20 protein-coding genes are annotated in these 18,728 nt (G+C 71.2%); 8 read left to right on the forward strand and 12 right to left on the reverse strand.

Annotated features, from left to right (window positions below; all coding sequences use genetic code 11):
• The first annotated feature begins 208 nt into the window (after positions 1 to 208).
• Entirely contained in the window at positions 209 to 1,237 is a 1,029-nt protein-coding gene (locus LG278_RS11255; RefSeq protein WP_404387043.1) for a hypothetical protein, read from the forward strand.
• Positions 1,234 to 2,154, forward strand: a complete 921-nt coding sequence (locus LG278_RS11260; protein WP_404387044.1) for a hypothetical protein — start codon at positions 1,234 to 1,236, stop codon at positions 2,152 to 2,154. The genes LG278_RS11255 and LG278_RS11260 overlap by 4 nt, the downstream gene beginning before the upstream one ends.
• A gap of 6 nt (positions 2,155 to 2,160) precedes the next feature.
• Here LG278_RS11260 and LG278_RS11265 read toward each other — a convergent pair whose 3' ends face one another.
• From LG278_RS11265 to LG278_RS11275, 3 genes are read right to left on the reverse strand one after another with little or no spacing between them, the layout of a single operon-like run.
• A complete protein-coding gene (locus tag LG278_RS11265) occupies positions 2,161 to 3,039 on the reverse strand; it encodes a MaoC family dehydratase (protein WP_404387045.1) in 879 nt (292 codons plus the stop codon).
• A 2-nt stretch (positions 3,040 to 3,041) separates the two neighbouring features.
• A complete protein-coding gene (locus LG278_RS11270) occupies positions 3,042 to 4,388 on the reverse strand; it encodes a 3-oxoacyl-ACP reductase (protein ID WP_404387046.1) in 1,347 nt (448 codons plus the stop codon).
• Positions 4,389 to 4,391: 3 nt separating this feature from the next.
• The gene (locus LG278_RS11275) at positions 4,392 to 5,711 is read right to left on the reverse strand and encodes an acetyl-CoA C-acetyltransferase (protein WP_404387047.1); all 1,320 of its coding nucleotides are present in this window, start codon (positions 5,709 to 5,711) and stop codon (positions 4,392 to 4,394) included.
• Between the two features lie 86 nt (positions 5,712 to 5,797).
• On the opposite strand from LG278_RS11275, the gene LG278_RS11280 reads away from it, so the two are divergent.
• Positions 5,798 to 6,493: a TetR/AcrR family transcriptional regulator gene (locus LG278_RS11280; RefSeq protein WP_404387048.1), complete on the forward strand. Its 696-nt coding sequence runs from the start codon at positions 5,798 to 5,800 to the stop codon at positions 6,491 to 6,493.
• Positions 6,494 to 6,530: 37 nt separating this feature from the next.
• Here LG278_RS11280 and LG278_RS11285 read toward each other — a convergent pair whose 3' ends face one another.
• The 5 genes from LG278_RS11285 to LG278_RS11305 form a co-directional block, all read right to left on the reverse strand.
• On the reverse strand, positions 6,531 to 7,052 hold the full coding sequence (locus LG278_RS11285; protein WP_404387049.1) for a flavin reductase family protein: 522 nt from the start codon (positions 7,050 to 7,052) through the stop codon (positions 6,531 to 6,533).
• A 17-nt stretch (positions 7,053 to 7,069) separates the two neighbouring features.
• Complete coding sequence (locus LG278_RS11290; RefSeq protein WP_404387050.1) at positions 7,070 to 7,420, reverse strand: hypothetical protein; 351 nt, start codon at positions 7,418 to 7,420, stop codon at positions 7,070 to 7,072.
• A 65-nt stretch (positions 7,421 to 7,485) separates the two neighbouring features.
• Positions 7,486 to 8,838: an erythromycin esterase family protein gene (locus LG278_RS11295; protein WP_404393623.1), complete on the reverse strand. Its 1,353-nt coding sequence runs from the start codon at positions 8,836 to 8,838 to the stop codon at positions 7,486 to 7,488.
• The gene (locus LG278_RS11300) at positions 8,838 to 10,232 is read right to left on the reverse strand and encodes a phosphoribosyltransferase family protein (protein WP_404387051.1); all 1,395 of its coding nucleotides are present in this window, start codon (positions 10,230 to 10,232) and stop codon (positions 8,838 to 8,840) included. The genes LG278_RS11295 and LG278_RS11300 overlap by 1 nt, the downstream gene beginning before the upstream one ends.
• A gap of 148 nt (positions 10,233 to 10,380) precedes the next feature.
• Positions 10,381 to 11,469: a phytanoyl-CoA dioxygenase family protein gene (locus LG278_RS11305; protein ID WP_404387052.1), complete on the reverse strand. Its 1,089-nt coding sequence runs from the start codon at positions 11,467 to 11,469 to the stop codon at positions 10,381 to 10,383.
• 160 nt (positions 11,470 to 11,629) lie between these two features.
• Between LG278_RS11305 and LG278_RS11310 the strand changes: the two genes are divergently transcribed.
• The 3 genes from LG278_RS11310 (at position 11,630) to LG278_RS11320 (ending at position 14,006) form a co-directional block, all read left to right on the forward strand.
• Entirely contained in the window at positions 11,630 to 12,682 is a 1,053-nt protein-coding gene (locus LG278_RS11310; protein WP_404387053.1) for a LacI family DNA-binding transcriptional regulator, read from the forward strand.
• A 74-nt stretch (positions 12,683 to 12,756) separates the two neighbouring features.
• Positions 12,757 to 13,272 carry a Gfo/Idh/MocA family oxidoreductase gene (locus LG278_RS11315; RefSeq protein ID WP_404387054.1) on the forward strand — a complete coding sequence of 172 codons (516 nt, stop codon included), beginning with the start codon at positions 12,757 to 12,759 and terminating at the stop codon, positions 13,270 to 13,272.
• Positions 13,191 to 14,006: a sugar phosphate isomerase/epimerase family protein gene (locus tag LG278_RS11320; protein ID WP_404387055.1), complete on the forward strand. Its 816-nt coding sequence runs from the start codon at positions 13,191 to 13,193 to the stop codon at positions 14,004 to 14,006. The genes LG278_RS11315 and LG278_RS11320 overlap by 82 nt, the downstream gene beginning before the upstream one ends.
• Here LG278_RS11320 and LG278_RS11325 read toward each other — a convergent pair.
• Together LG278_RS11325 and LG278_RS11330 are read right to left on the reverse strand one after the other, a co-directional pair.
• Positions 13,954 to 14,637 (reverse strand): maleylpyruvate isomerase family mycothiol-dependent enzyme, encoded by a 684-nt coding sequence (locus tag LG278_RS11325; protein ID WP_404387056.1) that lies wholly within the window; start codon positions 14,635 to 14,637, stop codon positions 13,954 to 13,956. The two genes, LG278_RS11320 and LG278_RS11325, sit on opposite strands and share 53 nt — an antisense overlap.
• Positions 14,638 to 14,647: 10 nt before the next feature.
• A complete protein-coding gene (locus LG278_RS11330) occupies positions 14,648 to 15,280 on the reverse strand; it encodes a DsbA family protein (RefSeq protein ID WP_404387057.1) in 633 nt (210 codons plus the stop codon).
• 78 nt (positions 15,281 to 15,358) lie between these two features.
• Here LG278_RS11330 and LG278_RS11335 point away from each other — a divergent pair, with 78 nt between their 5' ends.
• On the forward strand, positions 15,359 to 15,805 hold the full coding sequence (locus LG278_RS11335) for a MarR family winged helix-turn-helix transcriptional regulator (RefSeq protein WP_404387058.1): 447 nt from the start codon (positions 15,359 to 15,361) through the stop codon (positions 15,803 to 15,805).
• A gap of 49 nt (positions 15,806 to 15,854) precedes the next feature.
• On the opposite strand, the gene LG278_RS11340 is transcribed toward LG278_RS11335, so the two are convergent.
• Both LG278_RS11340 and LG278_RS11345 read right to left on the reverse strand, forming a co-directional pair.
• Entirely contained in the window at positions 15,855 to 16,520 is a 666-nt protein-coding gene (locus tag LG278_RS11340) for a hypothetical protein (RefSeq protein ID WP_404387059.1), read from the reverse strand.
• Between the two features lie 180 nt (positions 16,521 to 16,700).
• Positions 16,701 to 16,934 (reverse strand): hypothetical protein, encoded by a 234-nt coding sequence (locus LG278_RS11345; protein ID WP_404387060.1) that lies wholly within the window; start codon positions 16,932 to 16,934, stop codon positions 16,701 to 16,703.
• Positions 16,935 to 17,136: 202 nt separating this feature from the next.
• Between LG278_RS11345 and LG278_RS11350 the strand changes: the two genes are divergently transcribed.
• Positions 17,137 to 18,696, forward strand: a complete 1,560-nt coding sequence (locus LG278_RS11350) for a carboxylesterase/lipase family protein (protein WP_404387061.1) — start codon at positions 17,137 to 17,139, stop codon at positions 18,694 to 18,696.
• Positions 18,697 to 18,728: the final 32 nt, after the last annotated feature.

Consider the following 18,728-nt stretch of genomic DNA (forward strand, 5'->3'; position numbering starts at 1 on the left):
CTGGGCGAGTCCGACCGACGAGCGGTCGGACGGTGGGGTGGGGGCGTGCTCGACGGCACGGGGTATGCCGCGTGGTTGCGGCGCGTCCCAGCGTAACGACAGCGCGTGCGGGCCTGCGACGCCCTTTCCCCCGGGCGACCGCGAACGCCGTCGCCTAGCCTTGGGCGGACGGGCACGACGGTGTCCGACGACTCTGGGGGACTTCATCGTGCGACGACGACTGGCCGGCGCCCTGCTGGTGCTGACGCTCGCCGGCTGCGGTGCGGCCGCGACTCCGGCGATCTCCCCGTCCGCCCCGGGTGCGCCGTCGGGCGGCGCCGCCTCCACGACCACGACCCCTGCCACCGGCACGTCACCGGCAGCGTCCGCGACGTCGGCAACGGCGGCGCCGACCCGTCCGGCGACGGGTTCGGCGACGTCGGACGCCTCGGCACCCGGGACCGCCCAGCTCCCCCGCGGTGGTCGCACGATCTTCCCCGAGCACCGCCTCGTGGGCTTTGCCGGCTACCCGGGCTCGCGCGCCCTCGGGCGACTGGGCATCGGTGACCTCGACGCCCGGGCCCGCGAGATCGAGGCCGTCGCACAGCCCCTGGCCGGGGGCCGCACCGTGCTCCCGGTGCTCGAGCTCATCGCGACCATCGTGCAGAGCGAGCCAGGACGCGACGGCCTCTATCGGACCCGTGCGTCCGACCGCATCATCGCGGCTCACCTCGCGGCGGCTCGCAAGGTCAAGGGGATCCTCCTACTCGACATCCAGCCGGGGCGGGCCGACATCGTCGACGAGGTGCGCGCCTACGAGCGGTGGCTCGGCGAGCCCGACGTCGGCATCGCGTTCGACCCGGAGTGGGCGATGGGCCCGGGGCAGGTGCCCATGACGGTCTTCGGCCAGACGACGGGCGCCGAGATCAACGAGGTCTCGGCCTACCTCTCCGGTCTCGTGAAGGCCAAGCGGCTGCCGGAGAAGGTGCTCGTCGTCCACCAGCTCTCGCCGTCGATCGTGCGCAACGAGAAGGCAGTTCGGGCCCACGAGGGGGTCGCCCTCGTCAAGTCAGTCGACGGCATCGGCTCACGCGCGATGAAGGAGTCGACCTACGACAAGCTGGCTGCGAGCATGCCCAAGGCCTTCCACGCCGGCTTCAAGCTCTTCTACTCCGAGGACCGTCGCTTCGGACCGCTCATGACTCCGGCGCAGGTGCTGGCCCTGCGTCCGCAGCCGGAGTACGTTCTCTACGAATGACGGGCTCCCCCTCGGTCGACGTTCGGCCTCTCGACACGCAACGGGTCGACGAGGCCATCGCGATCCTCACCGGGCGCCTCCCCCACCTCCCCCGCGCGGAGGCCGGACTGCCCTTCGAGAGCCCCGAGCTCTTCCCCCTGCGGGTGTGCCACACCGCCCACGACGAGCAGGACCGGATCGTCGCGGTCGGTCTGGTGCAACGTGTCGTCTTCGCGCCGCCGCAGCGGTGCGCGCTGCGCATCATCGTGGCCCGCGACGCCGAGGGTGCAGGCGTGGGGTCGGCGCTCCGCGTCTCGCTCCTGCCCCATGTGCCGACGACGATGACGACGCTCGGCACGAGCGTGTTCGACGATGACCAGAGGTCGCTCGCCATCGCACGGCACTTGGGTTTCGAGATCGAGAAGCACGGCATCGAGTCGAGCCTCGCCCTCGGCGACGTGGCGTCGCTGCCGCAGTCGCCCCTGCCACCGGGGGTCACGCTCCACGAGGTCCCCGACCTGCAGTTCGCTGATGCCGACGCCGTGGAGCGCATGTTGCGCGCCAGCCAGACGAACCCCGAGGCCGCGATCGGCTTCGTCATGACCCTCGAGAGCTTCGGCTCGATGCTCGCCGCGGGCGAGGAGCCCGTGTGCGTCCTCGCGCGGGTCGGCGACGCGCCGGCCGGCATCACTTTCGGCGGCGTGCAGGCCGGGGTGCTCTCCATCGCCTACAGCGGCGTCGACCCTGCGTTCCGCGGCCGGGGCGTCATGCGGGTCGTCAAGGAGCGCGCCCACCTGGTGGCCGCCCGCCTCGGGGCCACCGTGTCGAACACCACCAACGAGGAGCACAACGTCGGCATCCGCCGCGTCAACGCCGACCTGGGTTACGTCGTGCGCAGCGGGATCTACCGGATGGTCCAGGACCTCCGGGGCTCCTGAGGGAGGTTACGCCCAGCTGTTCTCGACGACCGCGTGCTCGGTGGGCGTCGCGGGGTCGGTGCCACCCTTGACCGACTCGAGCACAGAGAGCGTGGAGCCGGCGGCAAAGGCCGTGCGCAGCTGCACCGTCGACGGGAGCCGCACCGGCTTGCGGAACCAGACCCGGCTCGACAGTGCCTCCTGCGGCAGTCGTGCCCCGAGAGCCCCGAGGACCCGCGCGTAGGTGTACATCCCGTGGGCGATGGCGGTCGGGAAGCCCAGGGGTCGCGCCGTCAGCGCGTGCAGGTGGATGGGATTCCAGTCACCCGACACGGCGGCATACGCCCGGCCGGTGTCGTCGGGCAGGCGCCACTGCGGGCCGCCGTGCACCGCGGCGAGGGCCTGCGTGGAGGGCATCTCGGAGACCGGCGCGTCGGGGTGCTCGTCGCCGCGGGCGAGGTAGGTGCTCACGCCGCGCCAGACGACCTCACCGCGGGTGCTGACCTCCGAGACGAGGTCGACCTGGATGCCCTTGCGGTGCGGACGGAGGTCACGGGCCCACACGTCGACGTCGAGCGGCTCCTCCACGCCGATCGACCGGGTCGCCTCGATGCGGTTCTCGACGTGCACGGCGCCGAGCAGCGCCAGCGGGAAGCCGTCCCCTGCCATCAGGACCATCTGCAGGGAGAAGGCGAGCAGGTGGGGGTAGGTGAGCGGCAGGGCCCCCGACAGGGGCAGGCGACACACCCGGGCGTATGCCGCGAGGCTGGGCACGTCGACGGCGACGCCGGCTCGGGCGACCCTGACGTCGGGCAGGCTGTCGCCGACGCGTCGGCGCCTCAGGGCTGCCGAGACATAGATCTGTCGGAGGTCGGGCGCGGCGTCGAGGGTGATGACCTTGGGCATGCTCAGGCCCCCAGCAGGCTCTGGCCGCAGACCCGCACGACCTGGCCGGTGACGGCTGCGCTGCCGGGCTGTGCCAGCCACGCGATCGTCTCGGCGACATCGATGGGCGTGCCGCCCTGCTGCAGCGAGTTCATCCGCCGGCCGATCTCGCGCGTCGCGAAGGGAACGCGCGCCGTCATCTCGGTCTCGATGAAGCCGGGTGCCACCGCGTTGACGGTGATGCCCCGCGAGGCGAGCTGCGCCGACAGGGCGTCGACGATGCCGATGACGCCCGCCTTGCTCGCGCCGTAGTTGGTCTGGCCCCGGTTGCCGGCGATGCCGGCGATGGAGGCCACGCAGACGATGCGACCACCGTCGGGCATGCCACCGGCTCCGAGGATCGCCTCGTTCATCTGGAGGATCGAGCGCAGGTTGACGGCCATCACACTCCCCCAACGTGATTCGTCCATGTTGGCGAGGAGCTTGTCTCTCGTGATGCCGGCGTTGTGCACGACGATGTCGATGGCCCCGTGTCGCGTGACGGCGTGCTCGACGATGCGGCTGCCGGCGTCGGCCGCCGTGACGTCGACCTGCAGCGCCGTGCCGCGGATCTCGTTGGCGACCGCCGCGAGGGCATCACCGGCGGCCGGCACGTCCACGGCGACGACGGTCGCCCCGTCGCGGGCCATGACCCTCGCGATCTCGGCGCCGATGCCGCGAGCCGCACCGGTGACGACGGCGACCTTGCGGGCCAGTGGCCTGGCCGAGTCGGGGTTGCTGCCGGTCCTGTCGTTCACACGGATGACCTGGCCGTCGACGTAGGCCGAGCGCCCGGACAGCAGGAACTCCACTGCGGACCGCACGCCCTCTGACGACGACTCCTGCGCGAGAACGAGATTGGCAGTTGCTCCACGACGCAGCTCCTTGGCGATGGAGCGGACCGCACCCTCCAGGGCTCGCTGGGTCGCGACGTGGGCGACCTCGCTGAGCGTCGTCGGGTCGGTGCCGATCACGACGACGCGTGCGTTGCGCGCGAGGGACTTCAGGGCCGGCGCACCGATGACGCGCAGGACGTCGAGGTCACCGGGGTCGCGAGCCTCGCTGAGGTCGAGGACGAAGCCGCCGAGCCGGGCGGGCTCCGCCGACCCGTCGGACGCCGTTGCGGCGGAAGGCAGCTCGCGGAGGGTGGTGATGCCATGTGAGTCGAGCCAGTCGACGAGGCTGGCGGCGTAGTGGCCGTTGCCGGCCACCAGCACGGGGCTGTCACAGAGCGGCAGCTCGGGGTCGAAGCGTCGCAGGCGGGTCGGTTGGGGCACGCCGACCCGGCGAGCCACGGGTGAGCCGATGATGGTCGAGAACAGGTCAGGCACGGCTCATGCCTCCAGAATCGCGACGACGCCCTGCCCACCGGCAGCGCAGATGGAGATGAGGCCGCGACCGCCGCCGGCCTGCGCCAGCTGCTTGGCGAGTGAGGCGACGATGCGCCCGCCCGTGGCCGCGAACGGGTGGCCCGCCGCGAGGGATGAACCGTTGACGTTGAGCCGGCTGCGGTCAATGGCCCCGAGCGGGGCGTCGAGCCCGAGCCGTGTCCGGCAGAAGTCAGGGTCCTCCCACGCCTGGAGCGTCGTCAGCACCGTCGAGGCGAAGGCCTCGTGGATCTCGTAGAAGTCGAAGTCCTGCAACGTCAGGCCGTTGCGAGCCAGCAGCCGCGGCACGGCGTAGGCCGGGGCCATGAGCAGGCCCTCGTCCCCGTGCACGTAGTCGACCGCGGCCGTCTCGGCGTCGACGAACCACGCGAGCGGCGTGAGATGGTGCGCTGCCGCCCACTCCTCGCTCGCGAGCAGCACGGCCGAGGCGCCGTCGGTGAGGGGCGTGGAGTTGCCGGCGGTCATCGTCGCGCCCTCACCCTTGCCGAAGACGGGCTTCAGGGCCGCGAGCTTCTCGGTGTTGGTGTCGGGGCGCAGGTTGGTGTCCCTGGACACCCCGAGGTAGGGCGTGACGAGGTCGTCGAAGAAGCCTCGCTCGTAGGCAGCAGCCAGGTGCTCGTGACTGGCCGCGGCGAGCTCGTCCTGGGCCTCACGGGTGATGCCCCACTGGGCCGCCGTGAGGGCCATGTGCTCCCCCATCGACCGGCCGGTGCGTGGCTCGACGTTCTGCGGGATCGCCGGGATGAGCTGCGTCGGCCGGATGCCGGCGAGGGCCTTGAGGCGCTGCGCGGTCGTCTTGGCCCGGTTGGCGGCGAGCAGGCTCTGGCGCAGGCCCTCGCTCACCGCGATCGGCGCGTCGCTTGCACTGTCGACGCCACCCGCGATGCCCGAGTCGATCTGCCCGAGCGCGATCTTGTTGGCCACGAGGACGGCGGCCTCGAGCCCTGTGCCGCACGCCTGCTGCACGTCATAGGCAGGGGTCGTGGGGTGCAGGCGCGAGCCCAGCACGGTCTCGCGGGTGAGGTTGAAGTCGGCGCTGTGCTTGAGCACGGCACCGGCGACGACCTCGCCGAGCCGCTCTCCCGCGAGCCCGAACCGGGCCACCAGCCCGTCGACGGCAGCGGTCAGCATGTCCTGGTTGGACGCCAGTGCGTAGGGACCGTTGGAGCGCGCGAAGGGGATGCGGTTGCCCCCGAGCACGGCGACCCGCCGGGGCTCGCGAGCGGCTGATGGGGGCGCGGAGTGGGGGGCGGAGGGGGCAGCCATGGGATCTCCTGGGGTGGGGGCGGTCGACCACAACCTAACCGAAACGCTCTGTAGCCGATACACCGAGTACCTGTTAGTTTCGGGCCATGGTCGACCCGCCCCGCTCCGCAGCCGTGCCCGCCACCGCGCAGCCAGCGGACTCGGCGAGGGTGCGCGACGGGCGTGACGGGCGCGACGGCCGCGACGCGCGCTGGGAGCGCCACCGCGAGGAGCGGCGCACCGAGCTCGTCGACGCGACCATCCGCGCCATCCGCCGGCACGGACCCGGCGTCGGCATGGATGACATCGCCGGCGAGGCCGGCACGAGCAAGACGGTGGTCTATCGCCACTTCGACGACCGGGCCGGCCTCTACCGAGCCGTCGTGGCGCGCATCGAGAGCCGGGTCGTCGGCAGTGTCGCCGGCGCCCTCTCGGCCGAGCCAGCCCCCGGGGGCCCCGACCTGCGGCGCCTCATCGGCTCGACCGTGGACGCCTACCTCGCTCTCGTCGAGTCCGATCCCGACCTCTATCGCTTCGTCGTCGCCCGGCCGCTCGTCGACCGTCCCCTGCCTGACGACCCCGTCGGAGGCACCGTGAGCCACGTGACCGCGATGCTCGCCGTGGTGCTCGAGACCGCCCTGCCGGCCCCCGACCACGCCCGCGTCGTGGCGACGGCGCTCGTCGGCTCCGTGCAGGCCGTGGCCGACGACTGGCTCGCCTCACCCGACCGCGTGCCGCGCGAGACCCTCGTCGAGACCCTGACCGCGCTGGCCTGGGACGGACTCGCCCCGCTGGTCGGATAGCCCTGCGGCGCAAGGACGCTCACGGCATACGGCCCCGTCAGGTGGGCGGGCGCTGGTAGCGGCCGTGTCGGTGGACGAGGGGCTCGGAGTCGTCACCCAGCTCGACGTGCTCGATCGAGGCCTCGACGAGGCGAGACCACCCGACGTCGCGGGTGGCGTCGGCGACGAGGCGCACCCCGGCCCACGTGGGGAGGGTCGCGAGGCAGGGGCCCCACTCCGTGTCACGCCACTCCCCCGAGCGGAACGGCCCCCCGGGCGCCGGCATCACGCCGGCGAAGACGTCGGCGAGCTCGCGGTGGCGCCAGTCCAGCAGGGCCACGACCGCCGTGCCGGTCTCCTCGAGCCGCTCGAGCAGGTCGGACTCGGGGTGCAGCACGGCGACGAACCTCGAGGGGTCGCCCGCGGCGACGAGGTAGGAGGAGACGGTCAAACCGGCCCGGTCGCGGCCTGCCCCCGCCGTCCACAACGACACGGTCGCCCCGACCCGGCCACGCAGCTGTCGCGTCGGGTCGCGCTCGTCGTCGGAGGGCAGGAAGGGGTGCTCGGAGTGGATCGTCACGGACGCGACGCTACGCCTCAGGCTGGGCCGGCGACCTTGAGGAGGTCATCGACCCTCACCGTGCCGGGCTCGAGCACCTCCGCGTAGACGCCCGCGCACTGCGACGGCTTCTGCGTGACGGTGAGCCTGCATTCTCCGATCTGCACCACGCGACCGACGAGCCCCTCGAGGGTCGTGGTCTCGACATCGAGGACGATGTTGGCCTTGGGGTGCGACGCGACATAGGCATCCACCGAGACAAGGTGCACGGCGTGCTTCTTGGAGCGGTTGCCCTCCGGCCCGGTGGGCGTCATCTCGACGGCGTCGAGCTCCTGCCCGGGAGCGTCGGAGTCGGGGTAGATGTGCAGGCTCGAGACCGTCGCGATCATGAGGTCACGCTAGTCCGTCGACCGCTCGTCGGCGCGGGCGACGGGCCCGAGGTCTGCCCCGGATCTCAGAAGCCGGTGGGCTCGGTCTCCAGCTCCGGCTCACGGGGCCGCTGCTCGTGGTGCAGGGGCTGGAGCGCGGTCGTGTGCTCGAGCCAGATGAGGGCGTCGTAGCGACCGCCGAGGCGCGTCGGCACGTAGTTGCCGGCCTCGCGCTGTGGGTCGTAGACGACACCGATCGCGCGGTGCCCCAGCGTTGCCGAGAGCCAAGGCCCTGACCTGTCGTCGGGGAAGACGAGGAGGGCGGGCCGCCCCAGCGTCTCGTGCAGGAGCGCCTCGAGACTTCCGGCCCGCGCCTCGGGCACCGTGAACGCCGTCTCCGGCGATCCCCACGAACTCGCGGCGAGCACCGTGCCGCGGTGCGACGCGAAGCCGACGAGCGCCACGGCGCCGGCGGGCTGCCTCTCGCGCAGGAGCTGCCCGACGGTGACCATGCCGGCACGACTCATGTCGGTCGCGCGGGCGTCGCCCACATGGGTGTTGTGCTCCCACACGAGCCCGCGCGAGCCGGGGCCGGCATGCACGGCGACGCGCTCGATGGTGTCGACCATGTGCCGGTCGCGGATGTTCCAGGACTCGCGGTCCCCACGCACCATGGTGCGGTAGTAGTGCTCGGCATTCGCCGCGACCTCGGCGTTCTGGACGAGGTCGAACATCGTGTCGTCAAGGACGTGATCCCCACCCTCGTCCCCACCGCGATACCTCCTGCGGTCCCTGCTTCGGCGGCGCACCTCGACGAGCAGCCTGACGACGTCGGGCTCGCAGGTCGTCGGCACAAGGCGCGTGGCGCGGGCATAGCGGTGGGGATCCTCGCCGAACGGCAGGAAGCAGTGCCAGGCGCGCAGGGCGGTGGGCAGTGACTCCGGCGCATTCGTCTCGAGCCAGGTCATGATCTGCCAGAGCGAGTCCCACAAGGAGTAGACGTCGAGCCCGTAGAAGCCGACCCGCTCGGCCAACGGCCGGTCGAGGTTCCATGACCGGAGCCAGGTGAGGAAGTCGGCCACGTCGTGGTTGGCCCACATCCAGGTCGGCCAGCGCTCGAAGTGCTCGAGCACCCCGACGGCATCGAGGTCCTGGTCGGCCTCTCCCCGCACCCAGCGGTTGATCCGCCAGCAGTCGGGCCAGTCGCCCTCGACGCCGATCCACGTGAAGCCGTGCTCCTCGATGAGGCGGCGGCTGAGCTGGGCCCGCCAGCGGTAGAACTCGCTCGTGCCGTGTGATGCCTCTCCGATGCAGACGAACCTCGCGTCGTGCGTGCGCTCGACGACCCGGTCGAGGTCTGCAACTCCCATGAGGGGCGTTGCGAGAGAGCGGATCTCGGCCGCAACAGCCTCGCGATCATCCTGCGTGTTCCAGCGCATCACGACGTCTCCTCCTCTCGCTGGCTGGCGGGGCGGGTGGGCTCGACGAGATGACGGACGAACCAGGCGCGCGCCAGCGACGCGACCTCGGCAAGGGCGCTGGGCTCTCCGAAGAGGTGCGTGGCTCCGGCGACGACGCTCAGCTCGCTCGGGCACCCGACGAGCTCGGCGCGGGCCCGTCGGTTGAGTGCGAGCACGACGTCGTCGGCGCCACCGACGATGAGCAGCGTCGGCGCCCGCACCGCCGCGAGGCGTGGCGCGGCGAGGTCGGGCCGCCCTCCCCGCGAGACGACAGCAGCCACTCTCGCCCCGGGCTCGGAGGCCGCCCACAGTGCCGCACCTGCGCCGGTGCTCGCGCCGAAGTAGCCGAGCCGGCAGGAGCCGGTGTCGGCGCGCGACCCGAGCCAGGACGTCGCGGCCTCGAGACGGCTCGCGAGCAGTGGGATGTCGAAGACGTTGGCACGGTCGCGCTCCTCCTCGGCCGTCAGCAGGTCGAGTAGCAGGGTGGCGAGCCCCGCATCGTGCAGCACGTCGGCCACGAAGCGGTTGCGCGGACTGTGGCGGCTGCTGCCGCTCCCGTGGGCGAACGCGACGACCCCGATGGCGCCGGCGGGCACTCGCAGCTGGCCTTCGATCGACACCCGGCCGGCGGGGATGGCCACCTGCTCGTCCGTGCCGTCCCCGCTCCGGGTCGCGGACGCGCCGCCGGCCGAGCGTGCGCGGCGACCGGCCCGGTCGAGCAGCGCCACCACCTCGTCGTCGCTCGTCGGCGAGAAGTCGACGTAGTGCCCGCCCACGGCCCGGAAGTGCTCCGGCGCAGACACGCAGACGACAGCGTCCGCTTCGGGAAAGTTGGCCGCCGTGTGTGCGGGCGCCACCGGGACGGCCAGCACGACTCGTGCTGCCCCGAGGCGCCGGGCGACCTGGCACGCCACCCGAGCCGTCGCACCCGTGGCGATGCCGTCGTCGACGATCACCGCGACGCGCCCGTGCAGGTCGATCCGAGGACGTCCGCGCCGCAGCCGATCGACCCTCGCGTCGAGGACCGCCCGCTCACGGCGTTCGACCTGCGCGATCTGCTGGTCGGTGACCCTCGCCCGCTCCACGAGGTGCCGGTCGAGCACCCTGACGCCGCCCTCGCCGATGGCCCCCATGGCCAGCTCGGGCTGGAACGGCACGCCAAGCTTGCGCACGACGATGACGTCGAGGGGCGCATCGAGGGCCTCGGCCACGACGGAGGCGACCGGCACGCCGCCCCTGGGCAGCCCGAGCACGACGACGTCCTGTCCCCGGAGGAAGTCGAGCTCCCGGGCCAGCCGGGTGCCGGCCTCCATCCGATCGGCGAACACGACCATGACAGCCTCCCTCGCCACCCGCAGGCGTGCGGGTGTCACAGAGTCATCGTCACTCCCCCGAGCGGGTCTGCGGCAGGGTCGATGGTCCTGGCACGATCAGTGGCTGGCCCGGTCCCCCTCGCGGGAGGTCAGCCGGTCGCACAGCTCGCCCCACGGCATACCGACCTCCAGGGCGCCGGCCACGAGCTCAGCCTGTGTCTGGGGTGACAGGCCGTCGACGGGCTGGTCGCGGTCGAGGTTCGTCGGGAAGGCATAGCCCTCGGCGGTGGCGGCGACGACGTTCGCGACCTCGCGCGGCGGCATACCGGCGGCGTGGGCGGCGAGCAGCGTGGGGTAGGTCGCATCGACCACACGCGCCCGGTCGACGGTCTCCATCGCCCGGCCGAAGGCCGAGCTGATCTGCAGCAGGTTGGCCATGCGACGCACGTCGCTCGTGTGGTTGGTGCCCGCGGCGTGGAAGAGCGGGGTTGAAGAAGACCGCGTCGCCGGCCGCGAGGGGCAGCTGCACGTGGTGGTCGAGGAAGTACGCCTGGAAGTCGGGCTGCTGGTAGGCGACGTAGCCGTGCGAGAACTTCTGGCTGTGCGGCAGGTAGAGCGTCGGCCCGGACTCGACCGCCATGTCGACGTGCGCGACCGCGCCCTGGAGCGTGAGCACCTGCGAGAGGGCGTGCACGTGCGCCGGGTAGGTCGAGCAGGTCTGCGCCGACTGGAAACCGAGGTGGTAGTCGCGGTGCACCGTCTGGCCGGCGCCCCCCGGGTTGACGACGTTGAGCTGCGAGGTCACCTGGTATCCGGGCCCGAGCCAGGCCTGCGCGACCAGCGCCAGGGCGTCGTTGGCGTAGTAGGCCACGAAGGCACCGGGATCGACGACGGCGAGCTTCTCGAGGGCGTTCCAGATGCGGTCGTTGGCGCCGGGCTTGGCGAAGTGGTCTCCGGCGCTTGCGCCACTCGCGCGCTGCTCGGCGATCATCCTCTCGAAGGCGGCAGTCGCGCGGTCGAGGGGCTCGGCATCGAAAGCCCCTGCCAGCACGACGATTCCGGGACCGTCGGAGAGGGCGCGCGCCAGCTCGGCCTGCACGTCGCGCCGAGTGACCTCGTCCGTTGCGGTATGCCGCAAGGTGGCCCACTCGTAGACGAGCACCTCCTGCTCCAGCCGGGTCGCGTGCGGGTAGTCGGCGAGCTCAGTCTGCTCGGTGAGCACCTCGAGAAGGTCGGTCAGTCGAGCGTCCTCGGGACGGATCCAGCGCGTCTGCGAGCTGGTCGAGGTGATGGTCATGGGGCCCTCCTCGGGCGGAACGGCGTGCACGGCGTCACGGTGGGGTCGGAAAGGATCGAACGGTGGTCTCACAAGGATGTGGGGCCACGAGCGTGTGGCGCACGGCCTGCGGACCTCAGAAACACCTCAGCGCGCGATCGCGCGGGCTAGTCTTCGGCGCATGCCCTCGCACCGTCCGACCTCGCACCGGGTGCGCGACATCGCCGAGCAGTCCGGCCTGTCCGAGGCCACGATCGACCGGGTGCTGCACGGCCGACCGGGCGCGAGCCCACGGGCCATCCGGGCCGTGGAGCGGGCCGTGCTCGACCTCGACCGCCAGCAGACCCAGCTGCGCCTCGCCGCCCGGACGCTGATGCTCGACGTCGTCGTCCAGGCACCTCTCCGCTTCAGCTCGGCGGTCCGGTCAGCGCTCGAGGAAGAGCTGCCGGCGCTGCGTCCGGCGACGGTGCGGGCGCGGTTCCACCTGCGCGAGAACGCAGACGTGGATGCCGCTGTCGAGGTGCTCGACAGCCTGGGCCGCCGCGGTCGTGTCAGCCACGGAGTGGTGCTCAAGGCGCCGGACGACCCCGCCGTAGCCGCGGCGATCGGGCGGTTGACGGAGCGGGGCATCCCGGTGGTCACGCTGGTCACCGACGTGCAGGGCAGCGCGCGAGTGGCCTATGTCGGGCTCGACAACGGCGCGGCCGGAGCGACGGCTGCATATCTCATGACGCAGGTGCTCGCCGACCGCCGGGGCGACGTGCTCCTGACGCTGAGCCGATCGCTCTTCTTCGGCGAGCGCGAACGGGCCGCTGCCTTCAGGACGGCGCTGGCCCGTCTCGCGCCGGGTCGCGAAGTGCACACCATCACCGACAGTGACGGACTTGACGTCACCATGAGTGCCCTGGTCTCGGATCTGCTTGCGGCACAGGCGAACGTGTGCGCCGTCTACTCCATCGGCGGGGGCAACCGCGCCATCACCGGGGCGTTCGCCGCGGCGCGCCGTCCGGCCCGGGTCCTCATCGCACACGACCTGGACGAGGACAACGTAGAGCTGCTCCGCTCGGGGGTGCTCACCGCGGTCCTGCACCACGACCTCCACGCCGACATGCGCGCCGCCGTCCGTCAGCTCATGCGTGCGCACCGGCTCCTGCGCGGAGCGCCGACCTCGGTCGCGGCCAATGTCGAGGTCGTCACGCCCTACAACATCCCGCCGCGCATCCACCCCTCCTGAGGCTGAGGGCCTTTTGAGGGACTCGGTCGCTTCCGTGGTGGACCGGTGACCCTCACGCTGAGGAGTGCCCAGCGTTGTGCGAGGCAGTCGCCAGCGGGGTCGTCCACAGGAGCATCCATGCGTCTTGGCCTGATCGGGCTCGGCCGAATCGGCTCGTTCCACGCCGACACCTTGTCCCGGCTTCCCGCAGTCGAGTCCTTGGTGGTGACGGACGCGATCCCGCCGTCACCGGTGCGGTCGCGGAGCGAGTCGGCGCGCAGGTCGCCGACTCACCCGAGAGCCTCATCGGAAGCGGGGTCGACGCCGTGGTCATCGCCGCCGCAGCAGATGCGCACACCCGGCTGATCAGGGCCGGGATCGATGCCGGTGTCCCCGTCTTCTGCGAGAAGCCGCTGTCCGGCGACCTGTCCGAGGCGGCGGAGATCGCGCACTACGTGAACGGCAGCGGCATCGAAGTCCAGGTCGGCTACCCGCCTCGGATCGGACCGACCTACGCAGTCCGCTCCCCATGCGTGAACGCATCGAGGCCGCGTCGGCGGCCGGCTACCGGGGCTTCGGCCTGCTGTCGGACGACCTCCCCGCGGCCGTGACGGCATACGGCCTCGGTGGGATCCGAGCGATGCTCGACGACAACGGGATCGTCGACCTCGAGCTCGAGGGGATCCCCTACTGGTGGGACGACGGGGCGCGCCGACAGGAGTCCGACCGCGTCCGCCGGGACCTCCTCGAGGCCGCGGAGGCGCTCGGCGCCCGGCACATCAAGGTCACCCCCGACGTTGACGACAGCCCGTGGGACCGGGGCATCTGGACTGCGAAGTTCGCCGAGCTGGCGGCCCAGGCGGACGGGGTGGGCGCGCGGCTCGGGATCGAGTTCTTCCCGTGGTCCAACATCAAGACGCTGCGCGACGGACTCCGGCTGGTCGACGACGCCGGGCACGAGGGCGGGGGTGTCATCATCGACACCTGGCACTTCGCCCGCGGGCACACTCCCCCGTCAGACCTCGCGACTGTCCCGCTCCACCGCATCATCGGCGTCGAGCTCAACGACGCAGATAAGCACGTCGTCGGCACCCTCTTCGAGGACACCGTCCATCGTCGCCGCTACTGCGGAGAGGGCAGCTTCGACGTCACGGCGATGATCTCCGCCCTGCGCACCGCCGGGTGGCAGGGTCCGTGGCGCGTCGAGATCCTGTCTGACGAGCACCGCGAATTGCCGGTCACAGCGGCCGTGTCCCGAGCGGCCGCCAGCGCCCGCGCAGTGCTGAACGGTCTCACCCGGGAGTCGCAGCCGCGGAGCGCAGGACGTCTGCGCCCTCCCCGGTGAGCTGACGCAGCGCGGCGCTCCGGCCGGTGATGAGCAGCAGCAGCGCCCCCATCGGACCCGCCACTTCGCGACCCTCCCCGCGCTCCCAACCGACATCGGTGGCCACCAGGCGGTAGCCATCGAGAGGCGGCGTCCCGTAGACCTTGGAGAGCATGGAGTTTCGCGTGTCCCACCGGCGCGTTGCGGCGAGCTCGCTCGCCGAGGGATCCATCGTCAGGTCAAGACCGAGTGGCACAGCGATGTCCTGGCTGTGGACGAGGATGTCGGTCAGGGTCTCGAGCGGCGACACGAAGAAGTTGTGGCGCCGTGACCCGATGCCCGCCCTGATGCGGGAGATGATCTCCGCCGTGGGCAGCCGCGACTGGATGAGCGCGGAGTGGTGGATCGTCGCGTTGAGGCTGAGCCGGCGCAGCACGCTGGGATTGCGCGCGACGAAGGCCGCCACGTCTGTGACGTGATGCCGCTGCAGGGTCAGGTGGGTTGCCACGTGACGCACCGTCCAGCCGTCGCACAGCGAGGTATGGTCCCACTGGTCCTCGCTCAGCCCGTCGAGCAGTGCGGCGGTGCGGCGGCGCTGGTCGTCGATCGCGGACCACACGGCATCCGCCAGCTGGGGTGTCATCGCAGTCATCGCTGCCTCCTCAGGTGAAGACGGGTGGGCGCACTCGAGTGCGCTTGATCTCGAAGAACTCCGGGTAGCCGGCGACCAGCCGCGCGCCGTCGAAGACGCGCACGGCGTCGTCGCCGCGCGGGATTGCACCGAGCACCGGGCCGTAGAACGCCGTGCCGTCGATGTGTGTGATCGGCGTGCCCACCTCACCTCCGACCGGGGCGATGCCGGCGTCATGGCTTCGCCGCAGGGCTGCGTCGTGCTCATCGGACTCCATGGCGTCCTCGAGGTCGGCCGGGAGCCCGGTCAGCTCGAGCGTGGCACGGATCGCGACGTGATACTCCTCGCGGCTCGGACGGCGCCAGTGGTCGAAGACGATCTCGCCGAAGGCGGTGTAGAGGTCGGGCAGGACCTCCTCGCCGAATCTGGTGGCCGCGGCGATCGCGACCCGGGACGGACCGCGAGTGGCTTCGAACACCTGGCGGTTGGCGGGCGTCACGTCCGGACGGTGCTCGTTGACCATGTAGAGGCTCATCACGTGGTAGCGCACGTCGAGTGCTCGGTGCTGCTCGACCTCACACAGCCATCGTGACGTGGTCCACGAGTAGGGGCACACGGGGTCGAACCAGAGGCCGACGACCGTGGGTTCGAGTGCGGTGCTCATGGGGCTCTCCTTCCCCTATTGTCGTCCCATGATCGAACTATTGTAGTTCGATATTAGGACTATCTCAAGGGAATGGCGATGGAACGAGAACTGCCCACGAGCCTGCTCATGTTCATCGCCTCGCGCGCCGCCGCGGACCGGGTTTTCAGCGCCATGCACGAGGCAGGCTTCACGGACGTCACCATCGCGCAGGCCCGGCTGCTGATGGGCCTCGACACCGAGGGCACCCGGCTGGGCACCCTCGCCGACCGGGCACAGATCGCCAAGCAGACGGCCACGGCTCTCGTGGACAGGCTGGAGCGCGCCGGCTATGTCGAGCGGGTGCCCGACCCCTCCGACGGGCGGGCCCGCTTGGTGCGCATGACTCCCCGGGCCAAGGCGGCTCTGCCGATCGCTCGCGCCGAGGAGGCGCGCATCGAGGCCGAGTGGGAGGCGCATCTTGGACCGAAGCGGATGGGACAGCTCCGGGAGGCCCTCACCGCCTTGCGCGAGATCACCGACCCCTACCAGTCGGCCCATCCCTGAGCAGGGTTGAGCTGGGCGTGCGCAGGGAGCATGAGCCGACCAGGCCGCCTCAGCGCCATGGGTCGAGGTTGCCGACGCCGTCGATCAAGCCCTGATACATGTTGGCGAGGTCGTCGGGGAGGATGTTGGCAACCCCGGTGGTGGTGATGGCGAGCCCTTGCGGGAGTGTCACGGTGCGGAACTGCCATCCCTCGGGCAGCGCCAGCCGGCTGCCGAGGTCGGACAGGCCGCTAGCGGTGAGGTCGTGGGCGACGTGGTCGGTGAACGTCTGCATCACCCACGTGATCCCGTCCGGGTCGCGCAAGAGGTGGACCGGTCGACCGGCAGCGAACTCGTAGAGGCTGACCCGGTGGATCTGCGTCCGGTGGAACGCGAACGCCGACTGGTCCCTGCCGGGGTCGAAACCAGCGGGCATGCGCATCTTGGCCACGAGGTTGAAGGGCACACCGCCGAACGTGGCGGGCTCACCGACGAGATCGATGGTCAGCACGTCCATCATCCAGAACCGTCGAGGGTTCTTCCAGACCAGGTCGCACCCGTGCTCCGCGGCCAGCTGCTCCACGTCGATCGCGGCGAACTCCTCGTCGGGGCACGGTCCGCATCCGGTGGTGTTGTAGACCAGCGCGTCGAACCCGTCGGCCGTCTTCGTCAGGAAGAAGAGCTCTCCCTGCGGATAGGCGCGCATTCCTTCAACTCGAATCCTCGTCTCACCCATGTCCCGACGCTATGGGGACGCGGCTCGGCGAGCCTCCTCCGGAAGAGGTGAAGGTCAGGCAGATGCCGGCGCAGGACCCTGGCGTCCGCGACGAACACACCTGGGATCCGATCGGGGACCCGCCTCTACCGACCCGGCCGGCGTTCCCCAGCTCGTGTCGAGGACCCATAGTCCACGGCATCACCCCACGGGTCGAAGCAACTCACCCCGCAACCACTGCTGCACGAGCGCCTCATCCGCCTCGACGAGGTAGCTGACGAGCGCCCACCAGCCGTCGTCACGCAGCTGCCAGGCGATGACCACCCCTGGATGGGGACCGCGGGCGCCGGTGAGTCCCTCGACCCAGCAGTGCCGGCGGCTCGCAGGCGTGGGCGGGATGGGGTGCTCGATGCCTCGCCCGGACCCGCCTGCCACTCGGACAGCGTATCCGTTCATCGAACAGGCGTTCGATACCGGTGTCAGATCGCCGACCCCTACAGCGCGGCCCGCCTCACTCACCGTCCACGCGCTACGCCTGACGGATGACGCACGTTCGCGCCCGGGGGCCGTGTCGGGCGAGAGCGGTGCAGGACCTTCGACTCTGGTCCGTGGGCGCTGCCAGCCCAACCGTGGAGGCATGGGTGTGGTGGTTCGAACGGTCAGTGGAGAACTTCGTGGCACGGTCGTCGGGTCACGTCCCGACGGGGTCGTGTCCTTTCTCGGTGTCCCGTATGCGGCGCCTCCGTTCGGCGTGAACCGGCTCCGTCCCCCGCAGCCGGTACAGGCGTGGGCGGGGGTCCGTGACGCGTCCGCCCTCGGCGCGGAGCCACCCCAGGTGGCGCCCCCGACACCGACCGGACCGCCGGCCGGGGCCGGCGAGGACTGGGACGACGTCGGGGCAGCGTTCGAGGCCGTCGAGCGTGCCGCGCCGACGGAGGACTGCCTCAACCTCAACCTCTGGACGCCCAGCCCTGACGCGGCCGGCCTGCCGGTGATGGTGTGGATCCAGGGCGGCATGTTCGAGCTCAGCTCCACGGCGGCCTACGACGGCAGCCGGTTCGCTCGCGACGACGTGGTCTGCGTCGTCATCAACTGGCGGCCCGGCGCCGAGGGCTTCCTCTACGTGGATGACGGCATCGCGAACCTCGGCCTCCTCGACCAGGTCGCAGCCCTCGAGTGGGTGCGGGAGAACATCGCGGCCTTCGGAGGAGACCCCGGCAACGTCACCGTCTTCGGCGAGTCCGCCGGCGCCATGAGCATCCGCATGCTCCTCGCCATGCCTCGCGCCCAAGGCTTGTTCCGCCGGGCGATCCTGCAGAGCGGCGCCGCTCATCAGGTCACGCCGGCGCAGGACGCGCTTCGCATCGCCCAGGACCTTGCGGCCAGGCTGGGCGTCACACCGACTCGTGACGCCATCGCCGACGTCGGCGTCTCACGCCTGCTCACGGCACAGGCGGAACTCAAGGCGGATCTCCTCGCTGACCCCGACCCGCAACGGTGGGGCGCGGCTGTCGCGACCAGCACCATGCCGTGGCAGCCCGTGATCGACGGAGACGTCCTGCCCGCTCGTCCCATGGATCTCATCACGGCGGGAGCAGCCCGGGACATCGACGTCATCGTCGGGACCAACACGGACGACTGGAGGTTGTGGCTGGTCGTGAGCGGCGCCATCGCAGCGATCACGGACGAGATTCTCACCGGACCGGCCGCCACCTACGGATACCAGTCCATCGCGGCCTACGGGCTGACGCCGCAGACAGCCCTGGCTGCCTACCGAGCCAGATATCCCGAAGCCGGACCCGGCCACCTGCTGACGAAGGTGCAGACCGACTGGTGGATGCGGATTCCCGCCCTGTCGCTGGCCGAGGCGCACGTCAACGCCACCTCCCGCACTTACATGTACGAGTTCGCTTGGCCCTCACCGGGTCTCGGCGCTGTCCATGCGTTGGAGGTCCCCTTCGTCTTCGACACCCTGAGCCCCGGCGCGCCGCTCTTCGGACCCCTGCTCGGCCCCCACCCGCCGCAGCAGCTGGCAGACGTCATCCACGCCGCCTGGATCTCGTTCGCCCGAACCGGTGACCCGGGATGGCCCGCCTACGACCTCGAGCGGCGGGCCACGATGCGGTTCGACACGCCATCGCAGGTCGTCGACGACCCCCGCCCGTGGGAACGCACCCTCTGGCGCGGTCTCCGCTGAACGCATACGGCATGCTGACGAACCTCGCGGAA

Source organism: Humibacillus xanthopallidus (assembly GCF_044793955.1).
In the GTDB taxonomy this organism is placed as follows: Bacteria; Actinomycetota; Actinomycetes; order Actinomycetales; family Dermatophilaceae; genus Humibacillus; species Humibacillus xanthopallidus_C.